Raw genomic sequence first — 10,019 nt, 5'->3', positions numbered from 1 at the left:
GCCGGCCAGGGCGGACAACAGGGCTGATACCGGACGGTCAGTGGCGCTGGACCTGTGGATCTTCGCGGGCGTGGCCCGCAAGCCGTAACCGTCCCGGGGCCCGCCGCACCGCCCGGGGCGGCCGGGGCGGCCAGGGCGGACAGGCCGGCCAGGGCGGACAACAGGGCTGATACCGGACGGTCAGTGGCGCTGGACCTGTGGATCTTCGCGGGCGTGGCCCGCAAGCCGTAACCGTCCCGAGGGCCCGCCGCACCGCGCCGACCGACCGACCGCGGCACGGCACGGCGCGGCGTGCTGGGGCCGGGCCGTCAGTCGAACCAGCGGGCCTGGGCCAGCTCCTCCGTGCGGGTCAGGTCCTCCAGCAGGGCCGCCACCTCGAAGCGGCGGGACCAGTGGCCCGAGGCCCAGGCAAGACCGGCCGCGACGCCCTCGACCGTCGAGGCGTGCAGGGTGCCGTCCGTGTAGCGCCAGTCGAGCTCGATATCGCCCTCGATCAGCAGTTCCTCATGCTCGACGTACGACAGCGGGGCGCCCGGGAGGAGTTCACGGACCGCCTCCGGGACGTCATGCGGATCGCCCTGGGAGATGACCCGGGCCGGGTACGCCTCGCTCAGCCGGCGCACCTGGAACAGCTCGGCCAGGTCCGCCGCCCGCGTGGGGCGAACGGGCAGCAGCGGACGGCCGTCCGACTCGGCCAGCGGCATCAGGTCCGGCGCGTCCACGACCAGGGTGTCGCCCGCGTCGACCACCCGCGGCTCGCCGTTCACGACGGCGCACAGCTCGTCCGGGAGGGTCACCTCGTCAGGGTCGAGGTCGGCCAACTGACCGTAGATCGCGTGCAGCTGGGCGGGTGTCACCTCCCGGTCGGTGTCGGCGAGGCGGCCCAGCAGTTCGGCCGCGCCGCCCGGCTCGTCCAGCAGCGCCGCGACGGAGGTCCGTACGCCCAGCGCCCGCAGCACCTGCTCGTCCTCGAACCCGGCCGCGTCCACCGCCTCGTACAGCCCGGCCAGCAGCGGATCGCCCCCGGCCGCGCGGAGCCCGGCGGGGCGGCGGCCGTCCAGCACCGGGTGGCCGCGCAGCCACCAGGCGGTGTACGAGCGCACGGTCTCGGTCGTGCCGTCCGGCAGCAGGACGCGCACGGGGGTGGTCAGCGCGTCGCGCAGCGGCGGCTGCGCGAGCATGGCCAGGGCGCGCGGCCAGGCGTCGTCGTCGACCAGGTCCAGATCGCGTACGGCCACGATCTCGGTGGCGACCGGCGGCACGGGCGTCTCCGGTAGCCGGTCCAGGACGTCCTCGCACCAGACGTCCACGGCGTCCAGCACCCCGATGTCGTCCGGTTCGGCGTAGTCGCCCTCGCGCGGCTCCAGCTCGTCCGGGTCCAGGACCACATCGGTGGCCCGGACCAGGGTGAACCCCGCCAGCACGCCGACCGCGGCCAGTGGCTGTTCGCCCCAGCGCTCGGCCAGCTCGGCGTCGCACGCGGCCAGCTCGCCCTCCCGCATCACCTGCTCGAAGGCGCTGCCGGGGAAGACCAGTTCACCAGCGGGGGCCAGCTCGCCGTCCTCGTCCGGCAGGGCCAGCGCGGCCATCCACGGCTCGTCGCCGGGCGCCAGCCGCGCCTGCTGGACGAGGCCGAGGACGGTGTCGGCCAGCGTGTCGGCGTCCAGCGCCGCGCCAAGCCCCTCGCCGTCCTCCGCGAACGGGTCGTACTCGTCCTCGGCCTCCAGCGAATGCGCGACGGCGGCCCGCACCTGGGGCGTCGTCAGCACGGCCCGCGGGGTGGCGGGGGTCGCGCCGAGCTTCTCCAGGAGCGGATGGGCGGCGTCCGGATGCGCCACCTTCAGGCCGAGACGGGCGAGGGTGCGATGGGTGTCGCTGACCGGGGCCTCGGCCTCGGCCCCGATCCCGGTCGCGGCCCCGGTCTCGGCCCGCCTCCCGGGCTCGCCGTCGGTCTCGCCCGGGAGCGGCAGCAGCACCTGCCGGGGCCCGATCGTCGTACGGCCGTCCGCCAGCGGCACCGGCAGCCCGCTGAGCCGGTCCGGGTCGGTCCCGGCCAGCGAGTCGTACAGCCGCCGCCACCAGGCCGGGGCGCGCTCGACGCCCGCGAGCCGGTCGACCACCTCGCCCAGCGGCACCCGGGCCACGCCCAGCACCCGCAGCTCCGAGCGGCGCTCCAGCCCCGCGGGCAGCAGCGTCGGGAACAGCTCGGCCAGCACCTCGACCGTCTCCGCGCCCGCGCCCTCGACGATCTCGGCGTCGCGGGGGCGCAGAGCGTACGGCTCGCCCTCGTAGCCGCTGCGCGCGAGCACGTCGTCGTCCCAGTCGCCCGGGGCCGGGGCGGGCACCGGCGGGGCGGGCACCGGCGTCGGCTCGCCCGTCCCGGGTCCGCCCTGCGTGGGTCCGCCCTGCGCGGCGTCGGGCCCGAGCGCGTCCGGCGAGCCCAGCCAGCCCTCCGGCGCGGCCTCCGCACTCTCACCCCGTGTCGGCGAGGCCGCGCTGGGCAGGAACGGCACCCTCGGCAGCCGCTCCAGCACCTGGTGCCGCAGCTCCCCGTCCAGCTCGCCCTTGCCCAGCGGGCCCGGGACCAGCCCGATCGTGCCGACCCCCACCGGATGCCACTCGCGCAGCAGCGCCGCGTACGCCTCGGCCGCGCGGACCACCAGGAAGTCCGTGAGCGGCCCGGGGGCCGTGTGGCGGCGGGTGGGCTCCAGCGGGAAGGACCCGATGAGCAGCGCGGGCACGCCCAGCGGCTCGTCGGTCGGCGTCGGCGCGTGGACGACCGGGGCCGTGCCGGGCCGCAGCGGCGCGCCCTCCTCGTCCACCGGAACCGCCCAGGTCACCGACCACACCGGCCGCAGCCGCTCCTCCACCGGGCGGTCGGCGAGCAGCGCGGCGTCCAGCCGGCCGCCCGCGCTCTCGGTGCGCCAGCGCGTCGTGCCCTTGCCCCGTTCGCCACTGTCCTCGATGACCGTGTACGGGCCCTCCTCGCGGCGGCGTAGCGTCCGTACGCCCTCGGCCGTCTCGACCACGACCTCGGTGAGGCCGGGGAGGGTGAGCAGCAGCGCGTCGTCGATGCCGGCCAGCAGCCGCTCCGCCACGTCCAGGGCGGCGCCGTCGCGCAGCGGCAGCACCACCACCGTGTCGTAGCCGTCCGGCGCGATCCCCTCGGCGGGCAGCGGCAGCCGCAGCAGCGGTACGTGGCCGTCACGGCGGCGCAGCTCGTCGGCGAGACCGGGGTTGCCCTCGGCGGTGTGCCGGGCCAGCTCACGCGCCTCGGCCAGCGACCAGCGCACCCCGCCGGAACGACCCACCACCGCGGGTTCGTCGCTCACCGCGAGCACCGCCGCGAACCCGACGCCGAACCGCCCCACGGCCCGTCCGGGCGCCCCGGCCTCCCATCCCGGCTCGTCCCGCTTGGCGGAGGCGCGCAGGGTGGACAGCGACTCGACCCCGGCGGCGTCCAGCGGCGCCCCGGTGTTGGCCGCCGCCAGAACCGCCGGCCCGCCGTCGGTGGCCGGTCGCAGGGTCAGCCGGAGCCGGCCGGGCACCCCGGCGCGGGCGGCGGCGTCCGCGGCGTTCTGCGCCAGCTCGACGACCAGCCGGTCGCGGTGGCCGCCGAGCGCCAGGTCCTCCTCGGCGTTGGCGTCCTCCCGGAACCGGGCGGGCGACGCGGCCCAGGCGTCCAGCACGCCGCGCCGCAGCCGCGCGGTCCCGAACGGGTCCGCGCCCTCGGTCGCGCCTCGCACCATCGCCGTGCTGCTCACGTCTCGCCTCCGGAGTTCCTGGTCGGGGTCCGCGGGTCCTGCGCGGTCTTACGGTCTGCGGTACGGCTCCACGTTTCGTCGAGTTTCCCGCGGTGCGCGTCTCCCCACCGCTCTCGCCGGATTGCTCACGCGTAGCCCTTGCTAGCGGCGAACGTACTCCTCATCCCCGCCACACCGCTCCTTGGGCCCGGCACGCCAACGGGCCGGATACGGCCGGGCAGGCCGACCACGCCCGGCGAACCGCCAGGTCCCGGCACCGTGGCCGGGACAGCCCGGGACGAACACAGTCCGGGACGAACACAGCCAGTGGCACCCGGCCCGGCCGACGCGGTCGCCCCGGCCGCCCCGGTCGCCCCGGCCGACGCGGTCGCCGCGCCGCGGCTGGGGACCGCGCGGAAACTCAGGAACGGCGCGGAAACTCAGGAGTGGCCCAGTTCCTCCGCCGGCGCGTCCGGCTCCACCGAGCCGCCGGTGCGGTCCGGGTGGAGGGGGAGGGGTTCGACGATGGTCTCGTCGACGACGGGCGGGGCCGGGCGGGGCGGCTTGGGCATGATGGCCGCCTCGGAGTGGGCACCGCAGCCGTACGACAGGGACACCACGCGGCCGTCCGCCGGGCTGTACTCATTGGCGCACACGCCGAACGCCTGCCCCAGCGAGCCCCCGAGAGGCACCAGGAAGCCGCAGGTCGCGCAGGTGCCGGGGGCCGCCTGCGCCATGGGGGTCTTGGCGCCGTACGCCTCGTCCCAGCGGTCGGCCGCGATGTGCAGGCCGTAGCGGGACAGCACGCGGGCGCGGCGCATGCCCAGTTCCTCGGCGAGGGCCGCGATGGTGCCGGCCGCGGGCGGGGTCTCCTGGGCGGAGGACGGGCCGGCCGTTACATCGGCCTCCTCCACGGCTGCGAGCTGCTGCATCTCCTCGGAGACGACGGAGTTGGGCGGCGGGACGTCCTCGCCCGAGTAGCCCGGTTCGAGCCGCAGGTCCTCGGCCTCGGTGGGGAGCAGATCGCCGGGCCCCATGTCGCCAGGGCGCAGCCGCTCGCTCCACGGCACCCACTCCGGCGCGAGCAGCGCGTCGGGGCCGGGGAGCAGCACCGTCTCGTCCAGCGTGACGGCCTTCGCGCGGGAGGCGCGGGTGACGGTGACCGCCCAGCGCCAGCCGCGATAGCCCGGCTCGACGCATTCGAAGAGGTGCGTGACGACGCGGTCACCCTCGGCGACGACGCCCATGTGCTCGCCGACCGTACCCGGCCTGGCGGCTTCCGCGGCTGCCTCGCGGGCGAGTTCGACCGCCTCGGCGCACAGGCGGTCGGGGGTACGGCTTCGCATCGCAGCACTCACAGGATCGATTCTCTCTTCCACGCCGTCGCAGCCGTTTGACGAGTGCGCCAGCCGCACGGCCGGGCGGCGGGACTGCGGACGGAGCGGACCGTGGGACCGCGTCGACGTCCGCGCCCGCTCCGGCCTCGGGCACACCTTGTACGTCCCATTCTGCGGGATGGCTACTCGGCACGTGGCCAGGAACGACCGTCGGTGGCGCGTAACGCACGCTACCTTGTCCGGCCACGCCGCCCCCACCCCCATCTCACCCCGCACCTGCGCCGTCCGCCCGAGCAAAACCGCATTCCCGCTGGACAGAGGCGTGTTGCCGGTTCCCGGCGGCGGCGAACCAATCCGGAAAGCCGTCGAAGGTCTCACGTTGTGGCCGCCTTGGCTGCACCATGGTCGGGTGGCAAGTATGCGGTTCCACGGCGGCGGCTCGATCCAACGGTCGGGCCGCTGGATCGGTCGCGCGCTCCATTTCCCCTTCGCCGCGACCGGCCGTGGCATCCGCCGGGCCACGCACGCCCATGGCGCCGGGGAGTCCGGGCTCGGCAAGCTGATCGAGCTGCACGCCGTGAACTCCGCGGGCGACATGATGATCACCGTCGCGCTCGCCTCCACGATCTTCTTCTCGGTCCCGACGGACCAGGCACGGGGCCGGGTGGCGCTCTATCTGGTCATCACCATGGCCCCGTTCGCCCTGCTCGCCCCCGTCATCGGCCCGCTTCTTGACCGCATTCCGCACGGCCGCCGGGCGGCGATGGCGGGTGCGATGCTCACCCGGGCGCTGCTGGCGCTGACGATGGCGGGCGCGGTGGTGGGCGGCGGTCTTGAGCTGTATCCGGCGGCGTTGGGCGTGCTGGTGGCGTCCAAGGCGTACGGGGTGGTCAGATCCGCGGTCGTACCACGGCTGCTGCCACCCCGGTTCTCGCTGGTCAAGGCCAACTCCCGGGTGACCCTGGCCGGGCTGCTCGCGACCGGGGTGGCGGCCCCGGTCGGGGCCGGGCTGCATCAGATCGGTCCGGGCTGGCCGCTGTACGGGGCGTTCGTGATCTTCATGGTGGGCACGTTCCTGTCGTTCACGCTGCCGCACAAGGTCGACTCGTCGAAGGGTGAGGCCAGGGCGAGGCTCACCTCGGGCCAGCACCATCTGCATCTGCCGGTGACGGTCCACAAGCCCAAGCCCAAGCCCAAGCCCAAGGCCAGGGTCGGGAGCAGAGCGTTGGAGCGCTTCGGCGGGTGGTTCGGGGGGCGCCTCGGGGGGCGCCTCGGCGGCCGGTCCCGGGGGCCCGGTCTCAGGACAGTCGGCCCGTCCGTGCTGCACGCCCTCCAGGCATGCGCCTCGCTGAAGGCGCTGTCCGGGTTTCTCACCCTCTTCCTCGCCTTTCTGCTCCGCGACCACCCGCTGGGCGGGCTGGGCCCCGAGTTCTCGCTCGGCCTGGTCGCCGTCTGCGCGGGCGGCGGCAACGCGCTGGGCACCGCGATCGGCGCCTGGCTGCGGGCGCGCGGTCCGGAGCGGATCATCGCCATGGTGCTGACCTCGGCCCTCGGCGTGATCGTCGTATCGGCGGTCCTGTACAGCGCGGTGACGCTCGCCGCCGTGGCCGCCACCGCGGGCATCTCCCAGGCGCTGGGCAAGCTGTCGCTGGACGCGCTGATCCAGCGCGATGTGCCGGAGGAGGTGCGGACCTCCGCCTTCTCCCGCTCCGAGACGACGCTGCAGATGGCGTGGGTCGTCGGCGGCGCCATCGGCATCGCGCTCCCCCTCAGCGGGGTGCTGGGCATGGCCGTCGCCGCCGGGATGATCGCGCTGGGCGTGGCCCTGAGCGTACGGGGGCTGTTGAGCGCGTCCCGACACGGCGCACCCCGCCCGCGGGTGGCCTGACGCGGGGGGGGCCGGGGCGGGGGCGGGGCCTGACGCCGGGGCCGGGGCCGGTCGCCTGCACCGAGGCCGGGGGGGCCGGGGCCGGTGGCCTGAAACGCGCGCGGGAGCCTGATCCGCACCCGAAACGCGCGCGGGAGCCTGATCCGCACCCGCGCGCGGCGTGATCGGAACGGCCCGATAGCCTGCCCGCATGACCGCTGCGTTGTTTTCCAGGGGCAAGGGCCGCCGCGCCGCCACCGCCGCCTGTGCCGTGTCCCTCGGGCTCATCGCCCTCTCCGCCTGCGACAAGCCGACCCCGCTGGCGACCGTGACGGTCGGTACGACCACGGTGACGGCGGAGGCGCCCAACGGCTGCTACGGCGACGGGAAAGACCTGAGCTCGGCGAAGTTCAAGAAGTGCCTGTCCGCCAAACCCGATAAGACGATCAAGGTGGGCGCCGGGGACAAGGTACGGATCGGGGTGGACCCGGAGATCGCCAAGTCCAGCTGGGGCCTGATCGCCAACAACCCCGTCATGGCCGAGGCGAGCAAGGAGACGTACCGCAGCTTCGACAGCGACACGCTGTTCGCCCAGCAGAACCCGCAGACCGGCCAGACCTCGCTCCAGAAGAGCGTCACCATCACCGTCGCCGAGCTCGGCAAGGGCAGCCAGGGCATCAAGGGCATCTGGCGCTTCAAGCTCGAGAGGGACTCCTGAACCACGTTGTGACAGCGGGGAGGCGCCAATGCGCGTACTGATCGTCACCGCCGTCCCCGCGGAGCGGGACGCCGTGGTGCGGGGCATCGGCGCCACGGCCCCCGAGGTCGCCGAACTCCCCGTGCCCGGTGGGGTGATCCGGCGGCTGAGCCCGGTGCCGCCCGCCGGGCCGCCGCTCACCGTCGACGTCCTGGCCGCCGGGGTCGGCCCGGCGGCCGCGGCGGCCGGAACCGCCGCCGCCCTGACCGCCGCCGCCGTCGCCCGGACCCCGTACGACCTCGCCGTATCGGCCGGTATCGGCGGCGGCTTCGGCACCGCGCCGCTGGGCTCCGTCGTGGTCGCCGACGCCATCGTCGCGGCCGACCTCGGGGCCGAGACCCCCGACGGCTTCGCCGCCGTCACCGAGTTGGGCTTCGGCACCGTCGAACACCTCCCGCCCGCCCCGCTCGTCGCCGCCGTCACCGGGGCGGCGGGCGCCGTACGCGGCACCGTGCTCACCGTGTCGACCGTGACCGGGAGCGCCGAGCGGGCCGCCGAGCTGCTGGGCCGCCATCCGGGCGCCGTCGCCGAGGCCATGGAGGGGTTCGGGGTGGCGGAGGCGGCCGCGGCACAGTCCGTGCCCGTCCTGGAGGTACGGGCGGTCTCCAACGCCGTCGGGCCGCGCGACCGCGCCGCCTGGCGGATCGGCGAGGCGCTCGACGCCCTCGGGGGCGCGTTCGGGAAGATCGCTTCCGTCCTCGGAACCCGGCCCTCCGGACCGGAGAGCCCGGATCTGGACCCGGACCTGGACCTGGACCCGGACCTGGAAGGAACCCGGCAGTGACCGACCCGCTGAAGATCGCGTACTCCCCGTGCCCGAACGACACCTTCGTCTTCCACGCCTGGGCACACGGCCGCGTCCCGGACGCGCCCGCGCTCGATGTCACCTTCGCCGACATCGACATCACCAACGGGATGGCGGAGCGCGGCGAGTTCGATGTGCTGAAGGTGTCGTACGCCGTGCTGCCGTGGGTGCTGGACGACTACGCGCTGCTGCCCTGCGGCGGGGCGCTCGGACGCGGCTGCGGGCCGCTGGTGCTCACCAGGGAGCCCGGCGCGGCCAAGGACCTGGCGGGGAAGACGGTCGCGGTGCCGAGCGAGCGCTCGACCGCGTATCTGCTCTTCCGGCTGTGGGCCGCCGCCGAGGTGCCGGGCGGGGTGGGGCAGATCCAGGTGCTGCCGTTCCACGAGATCATGCCGGCGGTGCGGGACGGCAAGGTCGACGCCGGGCTCGTCATCCACGAAGCCCGGTTCACCTATCAGAATTACGGACTGCACCGCCTCGCTGACATGGGAGAGCACTGGGAGCTCACCACCGGTCTGCCGATCCCGCTCGGCGCGATCGTCGCCAAGCGCTCACTGGGCGCGGAGCGGCTGCGGGCGGTGGCCGACGCCACCCGTACGTCGGTGCGGATGGCCTGGGACGACCCGGAGGCATCGCGCGCCTACGTCCTGGAGCACGCCCAGGAGATGGACCCGGCCGTCGCCGATCAGCACATCGGGCTGTATGTGAACGAGTTCACCGCCGAGCTGGGCGAGTACGGCTATGCGGCGGTACGGGGGCTGCTGACCCGCGCGGCGGCCGAGGGGCTGGTGCCGCCCCTCGGCCCTGACGCACTGGAATTCGTCTGAGTTTGGCTGGTTACCGCACAGGCGGTGACCCGCGCGGCTGGCTACACGTGCGGCTGGTGGCCTGCGGTTGGTTGGACGTGCAGCTGATTGCCGCGCAGCCGATTACCCGCGCAGCCGGTTACCCGCGCAGCCGGTTACACATCGAGCTGATCCGCCACCGCACGCAACATCCCCGCGATCTTGTGGCCATGCGCCTTGTCGGGGTAACGGCCGCGCTCCAGCTGCTGGGTCACATTCTCCAGCAGGGTGGTCAAATCCTGGACGATCGACGCCAGCTCGTCCGGCTTACGCCGCTGGGCGGCCGCAACCGACGGGGTAGGGTCCAGAAGAGTCACCGAAAGTGCCTGGTCGCCGCGGTTTCCGGCCACGACACCGAATTCAACGCGCTGCCCCGGCTTCAGCGAGTCCACGCCTTCCGGGAGCACCGACGAGTGCACGAAGACGTCGCCGCCGTCATCGCGGGAGAGAAAGCCGAAGCCCTTCTCACTGTTGAACCACTTGACCTTGCCGGTAGGCACGTCTGTCCTCGTCCTCGTCGCTCGTCGGAAAACACGGAAAAACAGCTCTGGATAGCACTACAGCGGGTCGTAAGACCCGCCACCACCAAGGCTAATGGTCCCGAGCCTGGTGACAAGACGTACCCGGCTGGTTCCGGGTGGTTCGTATCCGCGCTCTGGCACCGA

Annotated in this window: 7 protein-coding genes; 4 read left to right on the top strand and 3 right to left on the bottom strand. The window is 74.3% G+C overall.

Annotated features, from left to right (window positions below; translation table 11 throughout):
- Positions 1 to 308 precede the first annotated feature (308 nt).
- Positions 309 to 3,749, bottom strand: a complete 3,441-nt coding sequence (locus ABZS71_RS21285) for a molecular chaperone Hsp90 (protein ID WP_356212380.1) — start codon at positions 3,747 to 3,749, stop codon at positions 309 to 311.
- A gap of 434 nt (positions 3,750 to 4,183) precedes the next feature.
- Positions 4,184 to 5,101 (bottom strand): DUF3027 domain-containing protein, encoded by a 918-nt coding sequence (locus ABZS71_RS21280; RefSeq protein ID WP_355858111.1) that lies wholly within the window; start codon positions 5,099 to 5,101, stop codon positions 4,184 to 4,186.
- Positions 5,102 to 5,498: 397 nt separating this feature from the next.
- Here ABZS71_RS21280 and ABZS71_RS21275 point away from each other — a divergent pair, with 397 nt between their 5' ends.
- The 4 genes from ABZS71_RS21275 to ABZS71_RS21260 all read left to right on the top strand — a co-directional run bounded on the left by ABZS71_RS21275 (position 5,499) and on the right by ABZS71_RS21260 (position 9,336).
- On the top strand, positions 5,499 to 6,968 hold the full coding sequence (locus tag ABZS71_RS21275; protein WP_356212377.1) for an MFS transporter: 1,470 nt from the start codon (positions 5,499 to 5,501) through the stop codon (positions 6,966 to 6,968).
- A gap of 190 nt (positions 6,969 to 7,158) precedes the next feature.
- On the top strand, positions 7,159 to 7,665 hold the full coding sequence (locus tag ABZS71_RS21270) for a hypothetical protein (RefSeq protein WP_356212301.1): 507 nt from the start codon (positions 7,159 to 7,161) through the stop codon (positions 7,663 to 7,665).
- Positions 7,666 to 7,693: 28 nt separating this feature from the next.
- A complete protein-coding gene (locus ABZS71_RS21265) occupies positions 7,694 to 8,488 on the top strand; it encodes a futalosine hydrolase (RefSeq protein WP_356212299.1) in 795 nt (264 codons plus the stop codon).
- Complete coding sequence (locus ABZS71_RS21260) at positions 8,485 to 9,336, top strand: 1,4-dihydroxy-6-naphthoate synthase (RefSeq protein ID WP_356212297.1); 852 nt, start codon at positions 8,485 to 8,487, stop codon at positions 9,334 to 9,336. Before ABZS71_RS21265 ends, ABZS71_RS21260 begins: the two co-directional genes overlap by 4 nt.
- A gap of 134 nt (positions 9,337 to 9,470) precedes the next feature.
- Here the strand turns inward: ABZS71_RS21260 and ABZS71_RS21255 are convergent, their stop codons facing one another.
- A complete protein-coding gene (locus ABZS71_RS21255; RefSeq protein WP_355858099.1) occupies positions 9,471 to 9,854 on the bottom strand; it encodes a cold-shock protein in 384 nt (127 codons plus the stop codon).
- Between the last annotated feature and the right edge of the window lie 165 nt (positions 9,855 to 10,019).

The organism is Streptomyces sp. NPDC005393, from assembly GCF_040606675.1.
Taxonomy (GTDB): domain Bacteria; phylum Actinomycetota; class Actinomycetes; order Streptomycetales; family Streptomycetaceae; genus Streptomyces.
The sequence above is the reverse complement of the archived record's forward strand: the minus strand, read 5'-3'. Positions and strand labels throughout refer to the sequence as shown.

What these genes read in the sequence shown, in the direction of transcription:
- ABZS71_RS21275 (WP_356212377.1), top strand. Translation starts at nt 5,499, where the DNA reads ATGCGGTTCCACGGCGGCGGCTCGATCCAACGGTCGGGCCGCTGGATC.
- ABZS71_RS21270 (WP_356212301.1), top strand. Translation starts at nt 7,159, where the DNA reads ATGACCGCTGCGTTGTTTTCCAGGGGCAAGGGCCGCCGCGCCGCCACC.
- ABZS71_RS21285 (WP_356212380.1), bottom strand. Translation starts at nt 3,749, where the DNA reads ATGGTGCGAGGCGCGACCGAGGGCGCGGACCCGTTCGGGACCGCGCGG.
- ABZS71_RS21265 (WP_356212299.1), top strand. Translation starts at nt 7,694, where the DNA reads ATGCGCGTACTGATCGTCACCGCCGTCCCCGCGGAGCGGGACGCCGTG.